At 73.1% G+C, this 20,103-nt stretch carries 14 protein-coding genes and 2 pseudogenes; 4 read left to right on the forward strand and 12 right to left on the reverse strand.

The features are described from left to right. Positions 1 to 232: 232 nt before the first annotated feature. Positions 233 to 1,312 carry a hypothetical protein gene (locus ACWDRW_RS31100; RefSeq protein WP_451728799.1) on the reverse strand — a complete coding sequence of 360 codons (1,080 nt, stop codon included), beginning with the start codon at positions 1,310 to 1,312 and terminating at the stop codon, positions 233 to 235. Between ACWDRW_RS31100 and ACWDRW_RS31105 the strand changes: the two genes are divergently transcribed. Beyond that, positions 1,303 to 2,781 (forward strand): hypothetical protein, encoded by a 1,479-nt coding sequence (locus ACWDRW_RS31105; protein ID WP_451728800.1) that lies wholly within the window; start codon positions 1,303 to 1,305, stop codon positions 2,779 to 2,781. The two genes, ACWDRW_RS31100 and ACWDRW_RS31105, sit on opposite strands and share 10 nt — an antisense overlap. Positions 2,782 to 2,784: 3 nt before the next feature. Here ACWDRW_RS31105 and ACWDRW_RS31110 read toward each other — a convergent pair whose 3' ends face one another. The 6 genes from ACWDRW_RS31110 to ACWDRW_RS31135 form a co-directional block, all read right to left on the reverse strand. Beyond that, positions 2,785 to 5,424, reverse strand: coding sequence for a SpoIIE family protein phosphatase (locus tag ACWDRW_RS31110; protein WP_451728803.1), 2,640 nt, complete (start codon positions 5,422 to 5,424; stop codon positions 2,785 to 2,787). Between the two features lie 263 nt (positions 5,425 to 5,687). Further along, on the reverse strand, positions 5,688 to 6,116 hold the full coding sequence (locus ACWDRW_RS31115) for an ATP-binding protein (RefSeq protein ID WP_451728805.1): 429 nt from the start codon (positions 6,114 to 6,116) through the stop codon (positions 5,688 to 5,690). A gap of 156 nt (positions 6,117 to 6,272) precedes the next feature. Then, the gene (locus ACWDRW_RS31120; RefSeq protein ID WP_451728807.1) at positions 6,273 to 6,671 is read right to left on the reverse strand and encodes a (deoxy)nucleoside triphosphate pyrophosphohydrolase; all 399 of its coding nucleotides are present in this window, start codon (positions 6,669 to 6,671) and stop codon (positions 6,273 to 6,275) included. A 32-nt stretch (positions 6,672 to 6,703) separates the two neighbouring features. After that, positions 6,704 to 6,895 (reverse strand): SPOR domain-containing protein, encoded by a 192-nt coding sequence (locus tag ACWDRW_RS31125; protein ID WP_451728810.1) that lies wholly within the window; start codon positions 6,893 to 6,895, stop codon positions 6,704 to 6,706. Positions 6,896 to 7,230: 335 nt separating this feature from the next. Next, a complete protein-coding gene (locus ACWDRW_RS31130; protein ID WP_451728813.1) occupies positions 7,231 to 7,983 on the reverse strand; it encodes a GntR family transcriptional regulator in 753 nt (250 codons plus the stop codon). Between the two features lie 147 nt (positions 7,984 to 8,130). Next, entirely contained in the window at positions 8,131 to 9,312 is a 1,182-nt protein-coding gene (locus ACWDRW_RS31135) for a DUF4190 domain-containing protein (RefSeq protein WP_451728816.1), read from the reverse strand. Between the two features lie 119 nt (positions 9,313 to 9,431). Here ACWDRW_RS31135 and ACWDRW_RS31140 point away from each other — a divergent pair, with 119 nt between their 5' ends. Further along, positions 9,432 to 10,625, forward strand: a complete 1,194-nt coding sequence (locus ACWDRW_RS31140; RefSeq protein WP_451728819.1) for a serpin family protein — start codon at positions 9,432 to 9,434, stop codon at positions 10,623 to 10,625. Next, positions 10,619 to 11,824, forward strand: coding sequence for a serpin family protein (locus ACWDRW_RS31145; RefSeq protein WP_451728821.1), 1,206 nt, complete (start codon positions 10,619 to 10,621; stop codon positions 11,822 to 11,824). Before ACWDRW_RS31140 ends, ACWDRW_RS31145 begins: the two co-directional genes overlap by 7 nt. A gap of 3 nt (positions 11,825 to 11,827) precedes the next feature. Here the strand turns inward: ACWDRW_RS31145 and ACWDRW_RS31150 are convergent, their stop codons facing one another. From ACWDRW_RS31150 to ACWDRW_RS31160, 3 genes and pseudogenes are all read right to left on the reverse strand, one after another. Continuing rightward, entirely contained in the window at positions 11,828 to 13,402 is a 1,575-nt protein-coding gene (locus ACWDRW_RS31150) for a S8 family peptidase (protein WP_451728823.1), read from the reverse strand. Between the two features lie 260 nt (positions 13,403 to 13,662). Then, positions 13,663 to 13,878 (reverse strand): annotated as a pseudogene (locus tag ACWDRW_RS31155) (short-chain dehydrogenase/reductase); the annotation flags it as partial. A 44-nt stretch (positions 13,879 to 13,922) separates the two neighbouring features. Continuing rightward, positions 13,923 to 14,201: pseudogene (locus ACWDRW_RS31160) on the reverse strand (DUF4132 domain-containing protein); the annotation flags it as partial. A gap of 2,299 nt (positions 14,202 to 16,500) precedes the next feature. Here ACWDRW_RS31160 and ACWDRW_RS31165 point away from each other — a divergent pair. Next, on the forward strand, positions 16,501 to 17,715 hold the full coding sequence (locus tag ACWDRW_RS31165; protein ID WP_451728981.1) for a DUF4132 domain-containing protein: 1,215 nt from the start codon (positions 16,501 to 16,503) through the stop codon (positions 17,713 to 17,715). Positions 17,716 to 17,733: 18 nt separating this feature from the next. On the opposite strand, the gene ACWDRW_RS31170 is transcribed toward ACWDRW_RS31165, so the two are convergent. Together ACWDRW_RS31170 and ACWDRW_RS31175 are read right to left on the reverse strand one after the other, a co-directional pair. Next, entirely contained in the window at positions 17,734 to 18,951 is a 1,218-nt protein-coding gene (locus ACWDRW_RS31170; protein ID WP_451728826.1) for a hypothetical protein, read from the reverse strand. After that, a complete protein-coding gene (locus ACWDRW_RS31175) occupies positions 18,948 to 20,054 on the reverse strand; it encodes a HesA/MoeB/ThiF family protein (protein WP_451728829.1) in 1,107 nt (368 codons plus the stop codon). The genes ACWDRW_RS31170 and ACWDRW_RS31175 overlap by 4 nt, the downstream gene beginning before the upstream one ends. Positions 20,055 to 20,103 lie beyond the last annotated feature (49 nt).

A 20,103-nucleotide genomic window follows, 5' to 3' on the forward strand; every position in this document is an offset into this window, starting at 1 on the left:
CGACCCGCTACGACAAGACCGCCGAGTCCTACCAGGCAGCCGTCACCCTCGCCTCGCTCCTGATGTGGGCGTGACAATTGAAGACAACTCCTAGGGGCTTCAGGGCGCGTCTGGCGGCCTTGCTGGAGATTAACGCTCGCATTGGGGGACCGTAGGTCGCCCACAGCTCGTCCACAACTAACAAGAGGGTGCGCCGGGTTGAAGCACGCATGACGTCTGGGTCACGGATTGGTCAGCGCACCACCCAGTCCTCGCGGTACGCGGTCCAGTCCCCCTCCCGGGCCGCGAAGTCCACGTACAGGGCCACACCGAAGCGTTGCCGGTCAGGGTCCGTGCGGGACAGCCCGAGGCGGGTGCCGCGTACGGCGGCGGTGACGGTCTCGGCGGACTCGTGGTGCCCGATGTCGCTCTCGTGGAAGAAGGGCAGGCCCATGAGGAGGTCGGTGGTGGGCGGGGTGACCTCCAGGGCGAGCGAGGTCTGCTGGGCGACATAGCCGCCGTACAGGCTCTCCAGCGGCATGGCGGTGTCGTACGACATCACGGCGATCTGGTCGACGCGTCGGGCGACCTCGCCGAAGAACCGCTGCGACCACCACTTGGGGTGTCCGGTGAGGAAGCCGGCGACGGAGTGGAGGGCGGGCAGCGGGTCGATCTGGTGGGCGGCGACGGAGAGCGGGACGTTCCGTGCGTGGGTCTCCTCGCGAAGGGCGTCCAGGAGGGTGAGGTAGTCCCCGTCCCCGGAGTGGAGGGGTTCGAGATCGAAGTGGGCGCCGTCGAAGCCAGTGTCGAGGATCTGCCGGGTGGAGGCGACGACGGCGGCCCGGGTGTCCGGCCTGTCGAGGTGCAGGCCATCGGGGCCCTCGCCGGCGAGCTTGTCGCCGAGCCAGGCCTGGACGCGGAGGTGCGGGGCCGATCGCTGGACGGCGTCGAGGAACCAGCGGGCCCGGGGGTACTTGCCCGGGGGAAGGGTGCCGTCGTGTTCGAGGGGCCCCGCGTGGACGTAGAGATCACGGATCCCGGTGCTCTCCAGCCGCCGCAGCAGAGCGGCGACGTCCGCGTCCCGCTTGCGCCCGTCCACCCACGCATGGCCGAGCCAGATCGCGTCACGGTTTCGGGTGTACGTGCCGTCCTCGGGGTCTCCCGCGTAGTTCAGGCGCAGCGCCAGGGCGGCGGTGAGGGTGGGGAGGAGGAGCAGGAGGGCGAGGACCAGGGCGGCGCGGACCGCCCTTCGGCGCCACTTGCCGCCCCGCTCCGGACGCACCCCGGTCGCGTCCGCGCATTCCTGCTCATACTCTCCGAAATGTGACGTCATCCTTGATCCGGGGTCGGCCTCGGCGGGCCACCGCGCAGATATCCGTGCGCGTGGCGCATGCCGTGGTGGGTGTGCTGATCGCCTTGGCGTGGCTGGTTCTGCCGGGGATGACGACAGGAACCGATGGGCCGGTTGCGGACGGGCCGGTCGCCGGCGCCGTCGCCCAGGAGGAGCCGGACGACTCCTCCGCCGCGGAACTCGTGCTCCCGCTGGTCGCGGCCGTCGCCGCCGTCGCGGTCGCCGGATACGCGTATGTACGGCGCAGTCGGCGGGCGCGCACCCGGACGACACCCGGTGGCGGGCCCGCCACGGCGTCCGAGCCGAACCTCGCCGAGCTCGACGAACGGGCCCGGGGTCTCCTCGTCGAGGCCGACGACTGGGTGCGCACCAGCCGGGAGGAGCTGTCCTTCGTCGAGGGGCGCTCCGGGACGGAGGCCGCCGCGTCGGCCCTCCGCGCCGCCTCCGCCGAACTGGCCTCCGCCTTCCGCATGCGGCAGCGCTACGACGACGGGCTCCCGGAGGACGACGCCGGGCGGCGGCAGGCGCTCGCGGGGATCGTCGGCCGGTGCGAGGAGGCGGGGCGGCGGCTGGACGCGGAGGCGGCCGGGTTCGATCAACTGCGCGCTCTGGAGGGGGACATCGGCGAGGCACTGGCGGTGGCGGAGGGGCGGTTCCGGGAACTCACCGCCCGTACCTGGAGCGCGGGCGCCGCACTCGCCGAGCTGGGGAAGCGGTACGGCTCCGCGGCGGTGGCCGATGTGGGCGGTTACGTCGAACAGGCCAAGGACCGGCTGGTGTTCGCCACCTCGCGGCTCAACGAGGCCCGGCAGGGCGCCGACCGCGGGGAGACCGACGTGGCCGTCCGCCAACTGCGGGCCGCCGAGGGGGCCGTCGCGCAGGCCGAGGTCCTCGTCCACGGCGTCGAACGGCTCGCCGAGGAGCTGGCGGCGGCCGCCGCCCTGGTACCGGCCGCGCTGACCGGCGCCGAGACCGAGATCGCCGGGGCCCGCGCACGGGCCAGGGGCGCGGGCTCGCCCGGGGGTCCGCCGGACGTCCGGATCGGCCGCGCGGACGGCGTCCTGGCCGCCGTACGCGAGGAGCTGACCGCACGGCCGTACGACCCGGTGGACGCCTTGCGGCGGATCGTGCGCGGAGTCGCGCCGGTCGCGGACGGGCGGGCCGGGGTGCTGACGGCCGCCGCGTCGCTCGCGGCGCGCAGTGCCGTCGCGGCGGCGGACGATCACATCGCGGCCCACCGGGACGCCGTGGGCGGCACGGCCCGCACCCGTCTCGCGGAGGCGGTACGGCTCCTTTCGGCAGCCCCCGGGCTCACCGACCTGCTCGTCGCCGACGCCCTCGCCCGCCGGGCCCGGGAACTCGCGGAGCAGGACGTCCGGCTGCGCGGCGCCGGCGAGGCACGGGCGGCCGGCAGTTACGGCGGGCCCCGGACCCGGGCCCGCCGCGGGTGAGGATCAGAACAGGCTCAGCAGGGCTTCCGCCGGGTCCGTCAGGCCTGTCTCGCCGTCCGGGAGGGGCAGCTCGAACCAGACCGTCTTGCCGCGGGGAGTGCGGCGCGAGCCCCAGGCCGCGCTGAGCAGGCCCACCAGCTGGAGGCCGCGGCCGCCCTCGTCCGTGTCCCGGGCCCTGCGGCGGCGGGGCTGGACCAGGCCCGCGTCCCAGACCTCGCAGACCAGGGTGCGGTCGAGGAGGAGGCGGAGGCGGATGTCGCCCTCGCCGTAGCGCAGGGCGTTCGTCACCAGCTCGCTGACCAGCAGCTCCGTGGTGTCGACCAGGGGCTCCAGGTCCCAGGTGAGGAGCTGGCCGCGGGCGTACTCGCGGGCCCGGCCGACGCTGCGCGGCTCGCGGGGCAGCGTCCAGTCGCCCACCGATTCGACGGGCAGGCCCTGGACGCGGGCCATGAGCAGCGCGATGTCGTCCTCGCCGTGGTGGGTGTCGAGGGTGTTGAGGACGTGGTCGCAGACGTCCTCCAGCGGGCGGGCCGGGTCCGTGAGCGCCCCCACGAAGGCCTGGAGACCCTCGTCCAGGGGGTGATCGCGGCTTTCGACCAGTCCATCCGTGTAGAGAGCCAGCAGGGCGCCTTCGGGAAGTTCGACCTCCACCTCCTCGAAGGGCTCCCCGCCGACACCGAGCGGCATGCCCGGCGGTACGTCCAGCATCAGCGCGTCCTCGCCCGGCTCGACCAGGACGGGCGGCAGGTGGCCCGCGTTGGCGAAGGTGCAGCGGCGGGTCACCGAGTCGTACACGGCGTACACGCAGGTGGCGAGGTACACCTCGGAGAGGTCGGCCTCGCGGGGGCGGCGGGCCGCCCGGGTCGCCTGCTGCACGCCGCCCGGGGCGCCGAGTCCGCGCGCGATCTCGTCCAACGCGCTCAGCACTTCGGCGGGTTCGAGGTCCAGCAGGGCCAGGGTGCGCACGGCCGAGCGGAGTTCACCCATCGCGACCGCCGCGCGCAGGCCGCGGCCCATCACGTCGCCGACCACCAACGCCGTACGGTGTCCGGGCAGTTCGATCACGTCGAACCAGTCGCCGCCCACCTCGCTCGGCCGGTCCGAGGAGGAGTTGCCCGGCAGATAGCGGCAGGCGATGTCCAGGCCGGAGGCGACCGGGTCGCCGGGCGGGAGCAGGGACCGCTGCAGTATCAGCGCCCGCTCGTGCTCCCTGCGGTACAGCCGGGCGTTGTCGATGCACACCGCCGCCCGCGCGGCCAGCTCCACCGCCAGATCCCGGTCCCGGTCCCCGAACGGCTCGCTGCCCTTCGTCCGGGAGAACTGCGCGAGGCCGACGACCGTGTCGTGGGCGACCATCGGCACGGCCAGCGTGGACTGGACGAGGCCGCCCTCCTCGGCGGGCACGGACTGCGGCCGTGCGGTGCGCAGGGCGTCCGCGCACGGGGAGTTGAAGGGGTAGTGGTGGACCGCGCCGACCGCGACCGGGGCGCCGCCGCCGACGAGGGGCGCGTCGGAGACAGCGCTGGCGAAGGCGACCCGGCGCAGTTCGGCGCTGCCGTCGGCGAGGCCCGGCGGGGTCTCGTCGCCGGCCAGGAGGCCCTGGTAGAGGTCGACGGTGGCCAGATCGCAGAAGCCGGGGACCACCACGTCGAGCAGTTCGCGGGCCGTGGTCTCGAGGTCGAGGGAGTTCCCGATGCGGGCGCCGGCCTCGTTCAGGAGGGCGAGATTGCGCCGCGCGGCGGCGGCTTCCCGGGCGGCGGCCCTACGAGCCGTGATGTCGGTGCCGAGCCAGGCGATCCCGATGGGGCGGCCGGAGCCGCTGTGCACCCGGTAGAGGTTGACGGACCAGTGCCGCCGGTCGTCGGACCCCGGCAGGAAGCCCGTGACGTGCATGTCCGTGATGGAGTCGCCGGTCTCCATGACGCGGCGCAGGGTGGCCGTCACCCGGTCGGCCTCGGGCCTCGGCAGATAGTCGTGCACGCCCTTGCCGCGATGCTCGTCGGGGGTGCCGCCGAACAGCGAGGCGAACCGCTGGTTGGCGCGGCGCACCCGCAGGTCGGGGTCGATCAGCAGGAAGCCGAAGGGAGATTGACCGAAAATCGCCTGAGCAGCGGCGAGGTCGGTCTCGATCCCGCGCAGGGTCCGCACATCGACGACGATGCAGACGGCGGCCTTCTCCCCGTCCTCGGTCCGCGTCGGCATGACGTAGACCTCGGCCAGCGCCTCCTCCCCGCGTCCGCCGGTCTCCGGGTCGGGCTTGCGGAAGGGGACGACCCCGGTCCACTCCCGGCCGTCCAGGATCTCGGCCATCTTGCGGTGGCCCTGCTCCCGCCGGTCGGGGTCGATGAAGGCCGCGATGGGGTCCATGCCGACGGCACGTGAGGCGGGAATGCCGAAGAGCTGCTCGGCGCGCAGGCTCCACTGGTCGACCAGACCGTCGGGGCCGATGGAGAAGGACGCGACGCGGATGTAGTCGTACATGGAGCCGGGCGGGCTGCTCTGCCACATGGCGTCGGCGGGCGGCACCTCGTCGGAGGCCCGCGCCGCATCGACCGCGGCGGCCCTGTCGGCAGCCGCGGCCGCCGTCCTTGCGCCGTCCGACGGGTCCTCGGACTCCGTGGCCTTCGCTGGTATCTCGCTCACGCGAACCGTCCCCTCCAGCTCACCGCGTCCGGCACCGGTCACCGAAAGGCGGCTGCCCGCAGTATCCAGCACTACGGCGCCGCGCAACACGGTGTTCACGATCACAGCACGTTCCCGATCGTTTTTGGACCGGACCGCGGAAACACTTCCAGTCTTCTAACCAGCCAACACGCTGTCGAATCACGCACTCCGACAACCGCCAGTGGCCTGAACCAGTACGTCGACAGGGCGGGGGCGGACGTACAGGGTTCCGCCCACGGCCCTCAGGGCACCACGAGTTCGAACCACACCGTCTTGCCGGAGCCCCCGGGACGGGTGCCCCAGCGGCGCGAGGAGTGGGCGACCAGCTGGAGGCCGCGGCCGCTCTCGTCCTCCGGGCGGGCGACCCGTTCGCGCGGCAGGTCGGGGATCGGGTCGGAGACCTCCACCAGCAGGACGTCGCCGATGCGGGAGGGGCGGACGAGGCGGACGCCGATGGGGCCGGTGGCGTGCCGGAGGGCGTTGGTGACGAGTTCGCTGACCAGGAGGGCGGCGATGTCGGCGAGGCTGTCCAGGCCCCAGTCGCGCAGTCGGCTCCGGACGGCGGCCCGGGCGGCGCGGACGGCGCCGGGCTCGGCGGAGAAGGTCCACTCGACGCAGTCGCCTTCGGTGTTGATCACACCGATCACTTCCCAGGCAGCGGCTCTACCCATGTCCGATTTCGTGGGGTTAATGGCCACATACCCGATATTCGGGGCGGTGTATCGCCGCTCAGGGCGCGCAGTGGCACTAACGGCGTAGGAGGCGCGCACCCTCAGCGCCCCTCGAGAAGCGCACGCCCTCACCCCGGCGCTCGCCACCTCACACCCTCACCCCAGCCGGCTCGCCACCTCACGCACCGCCGGTACGTCCTGCGGCAGCCAGTCGACGTCCCACAGCTCGTCCGGCGTGAGCCAGCGCAGCTCGTCGTGGTCCTCAAGCGGCTTCGGCGCCGGGGAGCCGGGCAACAGGCGCGCCGTCCACACCTTCAGCACGTAGGGGTCGCGCAAGGGCCACTCCCCGGGTACCCGCTCGCGCGGCTCCGTCTCCACGCCCAGTTCCTCGCGCAGCTCGCGGACCAGGGCCGCCTCCGGGGTCTCGCCCGGTTCGACCTTGCCGCCGGGGAGTTCCCAGCGGCCGGCCAGCTCGGGGGGCGCGCTGCGGCGCGCGGCGAGGAGGCGGCCGCCGTCCAGCAGGGCGGCGCCCACCACCACGATCGGTTCCGTCATGCGCCGGAGCCTACGGGACCCCGGGGCATGGCTCAGTTGGCGGTCTCGCTGCCGCCCTGGCCGATCCGCTCGACCCAGTAGAGCTGCTTGTGCCCGCGGGAGTCGAGGCTGTCCGCGATCTTCTGGGCCTCGGCCCGGGTCGCGTATCGGCCCACGCGGTAGCGATTGCCGTTGTCGTCCTGGCGTATCACGAGCCAGGGGAGAGTGATCGTGCTGTCGTTCATCGCGCCCCACCACTCCTTCCCACCCGAGGCCGTCCCGCCCGCGGCCTGTGCCGTGCCCCGCCCGCTAAGGAAACCGCAATCCGCATATGCCCGAGCCTACGCCTAACCTTCACGCAGCGAATACGGCTTTTCACAAAGAGGTACGCAACCGGCCAGGACGCAGGGGGCGCACGTCATCGAATGCGCCGTCCCCGCCCGCCGACGCATCCGGTCAGCGGCATACCGGAGACGTCGGCGACCACCTGGGACGACGACGGAGAACGACCAGATTCCAACCCCGCGCGAACCGGCTCCGGTTGACGCGGTGCCGGGGACAACCGCACCGGAGTTGTGCGCTACTTCACGGGAAGGTGATAGGCGACCCGGTAGCGGTCGGCCGGGACGACCACGTCCGCGGTCTCCACGGGGCGCCCCGAGGCGTAGTAGGTGCGCTGGACGACCAGGACGACATGGCCGGGAACGCCGCCCAGCGCGTGGAGTTCCTCGGCGAGGCCGGGGCGGGCGCCGACCTCCTCGGTGACGTTGTCCACGATGACGTCGATCGCGCGCATCCGCTCGACGACGCCCATGCCGCCCAGCGGTCCCTCCTCGGGCAGCATCACGGGGGTGCGGCCGGTGACCGCGAGGGGCTCCCAGGAGGTGGAGAGCATCATCGCCTCGCCGGCCTCCCGGAACAGATACCGGGTGCACATGACCCGGTCGCCGGGCTGGATGCCGAGCCGCTCGGCGACCGCCCCGCTCGCCTCGGCCTGCTCGCTGCTGGACTCCCAGGTGCCGCGCGTCTCACCGTCGGCCTGCTCCTGCCGGAACGGCGTGGCCCCGCCGGAGGGGCGGAACCCGGAGCGGGCGATACGGCGGGGCACCGGCCGCTCGCGGACATAGGTCCCGGAGCCGGAGCGGCCCTCGACCAGCCCTTCGGCCATGAGCACCTTGCGCGCCTCCAGGGCGACGGTGTCCGAGACGCCGTACTCCTCGCGGATCCTCGCCTGGGACGGGAGGCGGGTGTGCGGGGGCAGTGAACCGTCGACGATCTTCTGGCGGAGATCACCCGCGACACGCAGGTATGCCGGCTGCTCACCGAATGTCACTGGCCGCTCCCATCAGGTTGTACAGACAGCAACAGCGTGGCAACCGTGGGTTGTGCCATGCAAGCAAAGGCCAGAGAATCACTCGATGTGATGACTTGTGCCCGGTGCGGGCTTTACGCAGGCACTTTCTCCCCGCTATAGCCGCGCTCACACATCGAGTTCGTCACCGCCCGGGCTCTCGCTCCCGCCGTCGTACTCCCCGTCGTAGCTGGGCACGGTGGTGGCGAGGCCCAGAGCCTTGCGCGCGGTGACGGTGGTGGGGCCGTCGACGTACCCGTAGCCGGTGTCGTAGTGCTCGTAGAAGGTCTCCACGTCCTTCGTGCCGGCCGCCTTCGCCCACGCCGTACGGGCGCCCTTCATGTCCTTGACGAGGTCGGCGACGGGCTTCTCGGCGGCCGCCGGCCAGCCGTGCCCCTCCAAGGCCTCGATCTGCTCGCCGAGGACGCCCTCGACCTCCTTCGCCCAGGCCCGGTTGGCGGGCAGGTCGTCCTCGGGGAAGTCCTCGGGCTCCTCGAAGAGCACGTCGTCCACGGTGTTGAGCGCCTCCAGGAAGGCGATCTGGTCGGCGTCGAGCGTGGTCGCGTCGCTGCGCAGCGAGCCGGTGAGGGTGCCCCCGTCCTCGGTGCTGCCGAACAGGCAGGTGATCTCGCGGTCCCCGAAGCGCCAGCTCTGGCTGGACGGCAGGAGGTAGTAGACGTCCACGTCGTCCGGCACCGCCCAGGGGTCCATGGCGTACTCGGCTTCCAGGGTGTAGCACCTGTCCTCGGCGGTCCGGGTCACCGAGTCGTCGCCGGGGTAGCGTCCGCCGGGCAGCGTGACCACGGCGAACACCTCACCGTCGTGCCGCCCGGCGCAGGGCACCTCCTCGACGTCGTAGGTGGCGCCCTCCAGGGATCCCGAGGGGGAGTCGAAGCAGTCGCCCTTGTCGAGCGCGTAGGCCGTGCCGTTCTCGCTCGCGGCGTCCTTCAGGTCGTCCCACAGGTCGGTGGCGAACCCGGTGGACAGCGTCACCGTCCACAGCGCGAGCCCCACGGTGGACAGCACGGAACCAGCGACCGCCATCCCCTTTCCGCGCTCGCCCCTGCGCTTGATCTGGGCCAGCGCCACCAGCCCGAGGACCAGACCGACGGCCGGCAGGAAGCAGAGGATGCCGAGGACCAGGGCGGCGATGGCCAGGCCGTTGACCGGCACGGGGCGGCCGTAGGGCCCGTAGGGGTGGTACGGGTACGGGGCGTAGGGGCCCGGAGCGGATGCGTACGGTCCGTAAGGTCCCGGGCCCCCCTGGGGCTCGTGCGGCTGGTGCGGCCCGTGAGGCGGAGGTATGGACACGAGTACCGTGCTCCTGGTTCGGGCGGTGAGGCCGGGACGGTGGGGAACTGCCGTACGACGCGAACTGTCGTACGACGGAACGCAACGCGCATGGTAAGCGCGGTACGGGTGGGGGTGGAATGCGGGTCACGAATGCCACGATCCGGGCGGTCAACGGACTGACCGCCCGTTGGGCCGGGGTCGCGGAGGGAGGCACGGTCTTCTCGGCGGCCGGCGTGTGGCCGCTGCTGGCCTTCCTCGCGGACGGAGCGGCGGGCCGGGCGCGCGCGGAGCTGGCGGACGCGGTGGGGCTGCCGGCGGACCAGGCGGCGGCAGCGGCGCGGGAGTTGCTCGCGGGGCTGGGGGCGGCGCGCGGGGTGGACGCCGCGCTCGGCCTGTGGACCAGCCGGGCCCTGGAGCTGCGCGAGCCCTGGGAGGCGGGACTGCCGGCCGACGCGCACGGGGTGCTCACCGGTGACGGCGACGCCGATCAGAAGGCGCTGGACGCCTGGGCCGCCAAGCGGACGGGCGGGCTGATCGAGCGGATGCCGGCACGGGTGACGGACGGGACCCTGCTGGTTCTGGCCAGCGCGCTGGCGATGCGGACACGGTGGCTGCGGCCCTTCCGCGAGACGCCCTGGCAGCCGGACGGCGGCCCGTGGGGCGAGCGCGTGCTGCTCGGGCTGCGGCGGAACACCGAGCTGCTGGACCGGATCGGGGTCGCGGACACGCCCTCGGGTCATGTCACCGAGCTGAAGGTGCTCGGGGACAACGCCGTCGACGTCCATCTCCTGCTCGGCGACGAGGGGATGACGCCGGGACAGGTCCTGGGCACGGGCGTGGACCTGCTCGGGGGCCGCCGCCCGGTCGTTCCCGGGTCCCGGCATCCCTACGGCGAGGCGGGCCCGGGGCTGCGGGTGGTGAGGGAGCTCTCCACGAGGCCCGCGCCGCCGACCCTCGCGGTCACCACGGCGGCCTACGAGGTGACCGCGAGCCACGACCTGCTGGAGCAGGACGCGTTGTTCGGCCTGACGACGGCCCGCACGGCGGTCGCCGGCCACTTCCCGGACGTGAGCCCGACGCCCCTGTGCGTCGAGCAGGCCCGGCAGTCGGCGATGGCGAGGTTCGGCGCCCGGGGCTTCGAGGCCGCCGCGGTGACGGCTGTGCCCATGGCGGCGGGATCGGCCATGCCCCGGCTGCGCTGGCGGGTGACGACCGTCGAGGCGGACTTCGGCCGCCCCTTCGCCTTCCTCGCCGTGCACCGCCACACGCGGTTGGTTCTGGCGGCCGGCTGGGTCGCGGAACCGACGCCGTTTCCCGGGATGCCGTGGTGAACCCGGTTCACGCCGTGAACCGGGTGACCGCGCGCTGGGCCGACACCGTGGATCACGGCACCGTTTTCTCCGCCGTGGGAGTCTGGCCGCTGCTCGCCTTCCTCACGGACGGTGCCGCCGAGCTGACCCGGGAGGAGCTGGCGGAAGCTCTCGGGGTGCGCGCGGAGGAAGCGGCGTTCCTCGCCCGGGAGTTGCTCGCGTCACTGGAGTCCGTCGACGGGTTGGACTCCGCCCTCGGGCTCTGGACCAAGCGCACGCTGACTCCCCGCGAGGAGTGGCTGGCCGGGCTGCCCGCCGGGGCCCACGGTGTGCTCGGCGGGGATCTCGAAGCCGATCGCAAGGCCCTGGACGCCTGGGCGGCGGAGCGGACCGGCGGGCTCGTGGACGCCGTGCCGGTGGAGCTGACGGAGCTGACGGAGCTGGTGCTGGCGAGTGCGCTGGTGCTGCGGACGACGTGGGAGGAGCCGTTCGAAGGGGCTTACGGCCGCTGGCTCGGCTCCTTCGACCACGCCGGGCTCAGCCGCACCACCGAGGGCCTGGACACCCTCGCGGTCGCCCGGACGGACGCCGGAAAGGTCACCCGAATCGAGGTGCGCGGCGACAACGGCATCGACGTCCATCTGCTGCTCGGCGAGGAGGAGATGCCTCCTGGTCAGGTGCTCGGCGCCGGTCTCGGCTGCCTCTCCGGCGAGCTGCGGCCGACCCCCGGCGAGCGGCTGAAGCAGGGGGTGGCCGGTCCCGGCCTGCGCATCTCCAAGTGCGGCAGCGCGCATCCGGTGACTCCGCGTCTGACCCTGGACACCGTCGAGTTCGGCATCAACGCCAGGCACGACCTGCTCGCCCGGCCCGAGCTGTTCGGGCTCTCCTGTGCCACCGACCCGGCGTGGGGCGGCTTCCCCTTCATCAGTGACGCGCCGCTCGGCGTCGGTTCGGCCGGGCAGTCCGTGACCGCCACCTTCAGCGCCGAGGGCTTCCGGGCGGCGGCGGTGACCGTGGCGGGCATGGCGTGGCTGGGCGCGCCGGGCGGGGAAACGCCGTACGAGACGACCAAGGCCTACGTCCGTATCGACCGGCCCTTCGGGTTCCTCGCCGTGCACCGGGAGACGCGGCTCGTCCTCGTCGCGGGCTGGGTGACGGATCCCAGGCCCTACGACGAGGACGAGTACAGCTATCCGGAGGACGATCCGGCCCTCACGTGAGCGTCAGAACTGCAGGGCCCAGGCGTCGATCCGCCCGGTGTCCAGGTTCGCGTTGTCGCTGACCCTCAGCTTCCACGTGCCGTTGGCGGCCTCGGAGGAGGCGTTCACCGAGTACGTGGTGTTGATGTTGTCCGAGCTGCCGCCGGTGCCGTAGCCCTTGAGCGTGTACGCCGTCCCGTCGGGGGCGATCAGCTGGACCTGGAGGTCACCGATGTAGGTGTGGACGATGTGCACCTCGACGGCCAGGGCCGCCGGAGCGTTGCCGGACACGCCGGAGACCGTCACCGGGGACTCCACGGTGGAGTTGTCGCTGATCGCGTAGTCGCCGGTGTTCTCGAAGCGCGGTCCGGGCGGGGTGGTGGTGCCGCCGCCGACGTAGAGCAGCCGGTTGGGCGAGCCGGTGCCGGGGCTGGTGACGACGTTCGGGGTGGCCGCTGTCGTCAGTGCCGCGGAGACCTGCGCGGGTGTGGCCGTCGGGTTCGCGCCCAGGTGGAGCGCGGCCGCGCCGGCCACGTGCGGGGCCGCCATCGACGTACCGGAGATCGTGTTGGTGGCGGAGTCGCTGGTGTTCCACGCCGAGGTGATGGACGAGCCCGGGGCGAACAGGTCCAGGACCGAACCGTAGTTGGAGTAACTGGCCTTCGCGTCCGACGAGGTGGTCGCTCCGACCGTGATGGCCTCCGTCACGCGGGCGGGGGACCTGGTCGAGGCGTTGGTGGACTCGTTGCCAGCCGCGACCGCGAAGGTGACGCCGGACGCGATGGCGTTGCGGACCGCGGTGTCGATCGCGGTGTCCGCGCCGCCGCCGAGGGACATGTTGGCCACGGCCGGCTTGACCGCGTTCCGGGCCACCCAGTCGATACCGGCGACGACCTGGGCGGTGGTGCCCTGACCGCTGTTGTTGAGCACGCGGACGCCGACGACGCGGGCCTTCTTGGCGACGCCGTAGGCCGTGCCCGCGACGGTGCCGGCGACATGCGTGCCGTGGCCGTGGCCGTCCTGGGCGGTGTTGTCGTTGTCGACGGCGTCGTACCCGTAGGAGGCACGGCCGCCGAAGTCGCCGTGGCTGATGCGGACGCCCGTGTCGATGACGTACGCGGTCACGCCCTGCCCGGCCGAGTCCGGGTAGGTGTACGAGCTGTTGAGCGGGAGGTTGCGCTGGTCGACCCGGTCCAGGCCCCAGGAGGGCGGGTTGGGCTGGGTCGCGGTGATGCTGAAGGTACGGTTCTGCACGACGGAGGCGACGGCCGGGTCGGCGGCGAACCGCTTCGCCTCGGCGGCGGAGGCCTCGACCGCGTAACCGTTGAGCGCCTTCTGGTACGTACGCTCGATGTCGGCCCCGTACTTCCGGGCGAGCGCCCGGCCCTCGGCGGAACCGGCGCGGGCCGCCTCCGGCTTGAGGGTGACGATGTAGCTGTCCGCCACGGCGTTGGCCGCTCCGGCGTACTGGACCCGGCCGTCGTCGGCGGTCGGGGCGGCACCGGCGGGGAGGGCGGAGACGAGGCCCGCGGTGAGGACCGCGGAGGCCGCCACGCTGATCGCGGCCAGTCTTCGCCGGGTAGAACGCATCACTGCCATCTGAGGGATCCTCCTCAATCGGTGGTGCGCTGGTGGGGGGAGGTGCGGGCACGCCGGAGTCCGCCCAAGATGGACGTGATCATGTCAACTCAGTTCCTGTGCGAACTCTGTGCACCAGCCGAAAGATTGAGGCTTCCACAGGAATTCCACAAGGGCCCTGCACGGACGTAACACACGTGCCATGCGCCGGTCATGACACGCCGTCACCTCGTGCCGGGCCCTCGCGATCAGGGTGGTCCGGGTTCCGGATCCGCTCCTCGTCAGTCGTCGAACGCGGTCGCCCGGGTGCGCTTCTCCCAGGCGACGACGTCCTCGCGCACCTGGTCCAGATGACCGAGTACGGCGGTCACGGCGTCGTCGCCGAGGGGCAGCCGGAGCGGGGTCCGCTCGGCCCGGAGCGCGGCCAGGACGGCGGCCGCCGCCTTCGCCGGATCGCCGGGCTGGGTGCCGTCGCCGCCCTCGACCATGCCCCGGGTCGCTGGACGACGCAGAGGTAGGCGCCGTCCGGGTCCTCCTCGGCCGGGGTGAGCCGGTAGATCTCGCGGAAGGCCTGCTTGAACGGCTGCCGGACCCGCGCTTCGAGCAGCAGGTCCCGCCAGGCCCGGACGGAGTCGGCGTCGGAGCGCAGGGGGTGCCAGAGCCGTAGGACTCGGCGATGAGGGCGCCCAGTTCCTCGTCGGAGATCTGGGACAGGTCGGGGAACGCCTCGTCGTACGACGATTCGGGGTCGGTGAGCGCGTTCTTCAGCCGGTCGGCCAGGTCCATCGGGCATGCCTCTCGTCGAGCCTGCCCGGATCATGGCAGTCGCCACTGACAACGCCGTCGGCACGGCCGCCCGGCGGTCACTGTCAGTGGGGGCGGCTACGGTGACAGCCACTTGATCGAGAGGTCACGGCCGGGGGGCCGGGCGGAGGGGAGGGGCCGTGCGCCCGACGGAAGCCGAGGTCGGTGAGGCGCGCCCGACGGAAGCCACAGCGAGTGACGTACGCCCGGACGAGGACACCTTCGTCATGCCCGCCGCCTGGCGGCGTCTGGTCCACCCGAGGCGTGGCGGTATCCGTCGCACGGTGCCCGAACCGCGCTCGGACGCGGAGGAGTTGCTGGCCCGGCGGCTGAGGGAGGAGTCGGCCTGGATCGAGGAGGTGCTCGCCGCGCCGGAGAGCGATCCGCGGATCGTCGAGGCCCTGCGCGCGCATCTGAACGGCGGTCACAGCCCGCTCGGCGCCGCCGCGCTGGCCCCGCTGACCATGCACCACCAACTCCCCGAGGGCGTCTTCGTGGACGCCTGGACGCGTGTGCACGGTCTGGTGTTCGCCGCTCGGGCGGTCGTGGAGTACTTCGAGGTCGAGGCCCACTGGATCCAGTTCGGCATGCGGCGGGAGGACTCCCGGATCCGCTTCCGCGCCGACGCGGTCTGCGCGGACGGCCACTGGGCCCGGCCCTTCGCCGACCGGCTGCGGGCCCTGCTGGCCGTGACCGACGAGAAGACCTATCGGCAGGCGGTCACCGTCCTCGCCAAGTGCCGGACCACCCCGCGGGGCCGCGTCGTCGTGTCGTACGTCGTGCCCGGCGAGCGTGAGTGGGTAGCCGAGGCCGCAGCGGACGCCGCTGTGGTCGATCCGACGCTGCGGGCGATGCTGCTCTGCTCGCTGAACTCCCCCGAGCAACTGGAGGGCTTCGGCAGCCGCTTCGAGCTCGGCTGGAACGACTGGTCGATGGCCCTGGTCGCCACGCTCGCCGAGGGTGTCGGCAAGGACATCGCGCCCGTCCTGGAACGGGGCATCGAGGAGGCGTACGGCACCGACCGGTTGCGCGCCTTCGCCGGCGCCCTGGTGGAACTGCCGACGGACGAGGCGTTCCGGGTACTGCTGGCCCGTGTCGAGGACAAGCACGTACGGCCGTGGCTGATGGAGGCGATGCGCCGGTGGCCGGTCCGCGCCCTGCGGCTGACGGGCGCGGCGGCGACCGGTTCGGGCAAGAGCGCGGCGACGGCGGGGCAACTGCTCGCCGCGCACATCCGGACCCACCCCGAACTGACCGCCTCGGTGCTGCCGGAACTGCCCGCGCGGGTGGCCGAGTTCGTGGAGCCGTGGCTCTCCGCCCGGGACCGGGTGGCCGAGGCGCCGGCCGAAGAGCTGCCCGAGTTGCTGGTCAGCCCGCCGTGGGCGACGAAGCGCGAGGCCGCGAAGGCGCGGATCGCCTCGACGCCGCCCCCGGCCCCGGAGCCGCGGGTCGTCTGGCAGCCCGATGAGCGGCAGGCGTGGGCCGGGACCACGTCCTGGTACAGCAGTTGGCGGGGCAAGTACGACTTCAAGGACGAGATCAAGGAGCTGCGGGCCGGCGGGCGGATGTCGGACGTCCGGCAGGCCCGGCTGTTCGTCACCGGGCCCGAGGACGTCGTACGCCCGCTGCTCGCCGACTGCGCTCCCGAGGACTACTGGGACGGCGAGGCCGCGCTCAAGCCGGTGGCCGCGCGGTTCGGGGTGGACGCCCTGCCGCTGCTGTCCCGCGCCGCCACCCGGCATCCGGCCACCCTGGGCACGCTGGTCATGCCGTATCTGAGCGTCGAGGTCGCCGCGCTGGTGGGTGACTGGGTGACCCGGCTGAAGTCGGCGGACGCCATGGGCCGCGCCTGGCTGCGACGGCACGCTCTGGCCTCCGTCCCGTATCTGCTCCCGCACGCGCTGGGCAAGGCGGGCCCGGCCCGCCGGGGCGCCGAGCGGGCGCTGCGGCTGCTGGCGGAGGCCCATGGCGAGGAGGCGGTGCTGGCGGCCGTCGCGGGGGCCTGCCAGGAGGGCGCGGGCGCGGAGGCCGTCGGCGTGGTCGGGGAAGCGCTGGCCGCCGATCCGCTGGTGAGTGCCCTTCCGGCCCGGATGCCGGTCGTCGGCGCCTGGGCCGAGCCCGCGCTGCTGCCGCAGATCGTGCTCGAGGCGGGCGGTGCGCTGCCCGTCGAGGCGGTGCACCACGTCCTCACCGTCCTCGCGCTGTCCAAGCCCGGCGACGTCTACCCCGGCCTCGACATCCTGACCGAGCACTGCACCGCCGACTCGCTCGCCGACTTCGCCTGGGGCCTGTTCGAGCAGTGGCGCCTGGCCGGCATGCCCCCTAAGGAGAGCTGGGCGCTGCACGCGCTCGGCTGGCTCGGCGACGACGGGACCGTACGGCGGCTCACCCCCGTGGTGCGCGCCTGGCCCGGCGAGAGCGCCCACCACCGCGCGGTGGAGGGGCTGAACGTGCTCGCGGCGATCGGCACCGATGTCGCCCTGCTGCATCTGCACGGCATCGCCCAGCGGGTGCCGTTCAAGGCCCTGAAGGCCCGCGCCCAGGAGAAGATCGCCGAGGTCGCCGAGGGGCTCGGGCTCACCGCCGAGCAGCTGGGCGACCGGCTCGTCCCCGACTTCGGCCTGGACGCGGACGGCAGCACCGTCATCGACTACGGCACCCGGCGGTTCACGGTCGGCTTCGACGAACAGCTGCGTCCCTACGTCCGGGACGCCGACGGCAGGCTCCGCAAGGCGTTGCCCGCACCGGCGGCGAAGGACGATCCGGAGCTGGCCCCGGCCGAGCGCAAGCGGTTCGCCGCGCTGAAGAAGGACGTCCGGACGGTCGCCGCCGCCCAGGTACGGCGGTTGGAGGCCGCGATGGTCGCCCAGCGGGCGTGGACGGCAGGCGACTTCCAGGAGCTGTTCGTGGCACACCCGCTGCTGTGCCATCTGGTCCGGCGCCTGGTCTGGCTCCGCGAGGCCGACGGTGGGGTGACGGCGTTCCGGGTCGCGGAGGACCGTACGTTCGCCGATGTCCGGGGCGATGAGCTGACGCTGCCCGAGGGGTCGGGCGTCCGACTGGCCCATCCGCTGTGTCTGGGCGAGGAGGTGGGCGCGTGGGCGGAGCTGTTCGCCCGCCACGGGATCCTGCAGCCCTTCCCGCAACTGGGCCGGGCCGTGTACGCCCTCACCGAGGAGGAGACCCTGGGCCACCGGCTGGCCCGGTTCGAGGGGACCACGGTGCCGGTCGGCAGACTGCTCGGCCTCACCCAGCGGGGCTGGGAGCGGGGACAGCCGCAGGACGCGGGCGTGGAGCGCTGGTTCCACCGGCGGATCGAGGACGACCGGTACCTGGTCATCGGCCTCGAACCGGGCATCGCCGTGGGCGCCGTCGACATGCTCGGCGACCAGACCTTCAGCGCCGTATGGCTGAACGCGGGCCCGGACGACTACTGGCCCGGTCGCCGGCACGAGCTCCGTTTCTCCGGCCTGGACCCGATCACGGCCTCCGAACTGCTGGCCGACCTCACGGAGGTGACCGCCCCTTGACGGCCACCCCCGTGATCCTCAGCTGCCGGGGTGACCGCGGACGCTTCTCCTCCCGCGGTGGCGCCACCAGGTGACCAGCCAGAGCACGTTGACCCCGCCCAGCACGACCAGCACGACCAGGGAATCGAGGGTCTCCGCGAGGGAGTGCCCCGGCCCGAGGCCCTGTGCGGCGCGGACCAGCAGGGCGATGTCGAGGGGCAGGGTGACGGCGGCCATGAAGGCCAGGCAGGCCGCCGTACCGACGACGAGGACGACGCTGTAGACGCGGACGGCCCGGCGCTCGTGCGCGGGGAGCGCCGTGCTCGGGTCGGCGCCGGGCGCGCGCAGGACGGTCCGGCGGAACCGGTAGCGGGCGTAGGCGAGGCCGTCGCCGTACAGGTTCCGGCAGCGGGTGAGGTCCTGGAGGACGAAGTAGAGGTCCGTGCGGGTGAACACCATGCACTGGAAGGGCAGCGGGAGCAGGGCCAGCAGTACGCCCGCGGCCAGCAGGCGATGGGCGGTCGTGCCGGGGTCCGTGACGGCGAGGATCAGGAGCAGGGACGCGGCGACGGAGAGGTTCAGGGCGATACCGGCCAGATAGGCGGTCAACCGATGGCGCCGGGGCGCGAGTTCGATGCCGCTGATGTCGGTCTGCATCACCAGGAACTGCAGTCGCGTGCCGAGCCGGATCCTTCCCGGTACGCCCACGGCGCGGGCGGTGACCAGGTGCGCCAGCTCATGGGCCAGTACCAGCGTCCATCCGGCGGCCGCCCCGCTGAGCAGCACCAGGCTGCCGTGCGGGCTCCACAGCAGGTCGCGGTAGCCCGGCAGCAGGTCGGGACGGCGGATCAGGACGACGACGGCGGCCAGCAGGAGCGCTCCGGCCAGCACCGGGAGCGCGGGATGCAGGGCGAGGCGGACGTGGCGGGGGCGCAGCCGGTGCAGGGAGGCGGGCGGCGGTTCGGGGTCCGGCAGCGGGCGGTCCGCGATCCGGGCCACGAAGCCCAGCGCGGCCAGATCGCCCACGAAGTCCGCGATCTCGACCTCCTCGCCGGTCTCCTGGTACAGGATCTCGGCGGTCCTGGCCACGCTCAGCCCCTCGCCGAGCAGTTCCACCGCGCGCGCTCCGACCGCCGGCAGGGCGACGAAGGTCCGGGTCGCCATCCGGCCGACGATCCACTCCTCGCCGTCCCGGCGCATCGCCAGGTCGTGCAGCGTCACCCGGGCCGACGGCGCGATCGCTGCGGTCTCCGTCATACGCGGTCCCCTCCGCAGGCGGGGCAGTCGGGCCGGCGCTCCGAGCGCTGGAGGATCGGGTCGCCGGGAACCATGAGGTTCAGGCCGAACCGGCAGCCGGGGTCCAGGTGCGGGACGCCGCACAGCAGCGCGAGGCCGGCATGGGCCAGCAGGGTGCCCGAGAGGCTCGCGGTGACGGCGTTGGCCGGATTCCATGGCATACGGGGAGAGGCGACGTCCTCGTCCTGACCGGGCCCGAGCCGCAGATCGCGGCGCTCGGCCTCGGAGCTGCGCAGGCACTCCCAGCACGCGCCCCGACCGGGGCTGAACACCCCGACGCTCACCAGCGGCCCGCGATACCCGGCCTCGGCCCACGGGGTGCCGGTGGCCAGGCAGACCTGGTTGGCCCAGCGCCGGATGACGGCGGGGCGGTCGGCGGCGAGGAGCAGCAGGTCGTACGACGGCACCAGGCGTCGGATGTCCTCCGGCCCCCGCACCTCGCTGCGCTCCCCGGTGACCGTCGCCTCGGAGTTGAGGGCTCGCAGCGCGGGCAGCGCCGCGTCGAGCTTGGGCGTCCCTATGTCGTGCTCGCCGTAGAGGGTCTGCCGGTTGAGGTTGGACAGCTCGACGACGTCCGGTTCGAGGCAGTGCAGGCGGCCCACTCCGGAGGCCACGAGGTCCCGCGCGGCGGCTCCGCCGGTGCCGCCGAGGCCGATCAGCAGGACACGGGCCCGGCGCAGCCGCAGCTGCGGTTCCCAGGTGCTCTCCCGCGGCCGGAGATCCATCCAGCGTTGCAGGGTCATGCTCCTGCTGTACCGCTCGCGCTCCCCCTCGGACAGCGCCGCCGGTGGCGGGGCGCCGGCGTCCTCCACGTATCCGGCGGCGGCGAGGTCGGCCATGGCCCGCGCGATGTCGGGGACCGGCAGGTCGGGGTGGCCGCGGGACACGTCGGCGACGACGTCCTCGGCGGTGCGGGTGCCGTCCATGGCCTCGACCAGCGTCCACACCCAGCCGTCGGGATCCTTGACCTCGGCGCCGATGCCGTAGACGACGCTCCCGATCCTGATGTGCCCGTCCGACGTCCGGTAGGCCCGGTGCTCCGGCTTGATCCGCGGTCGCCGCATCGCGTGCAACGTCATTTTCCCGCCAATGTCACAGACCTCAACTACCCCT

The sequence above is a fragment of the Streptomyces sp. NPDC003635 genome (assembly GCF_053587635.1).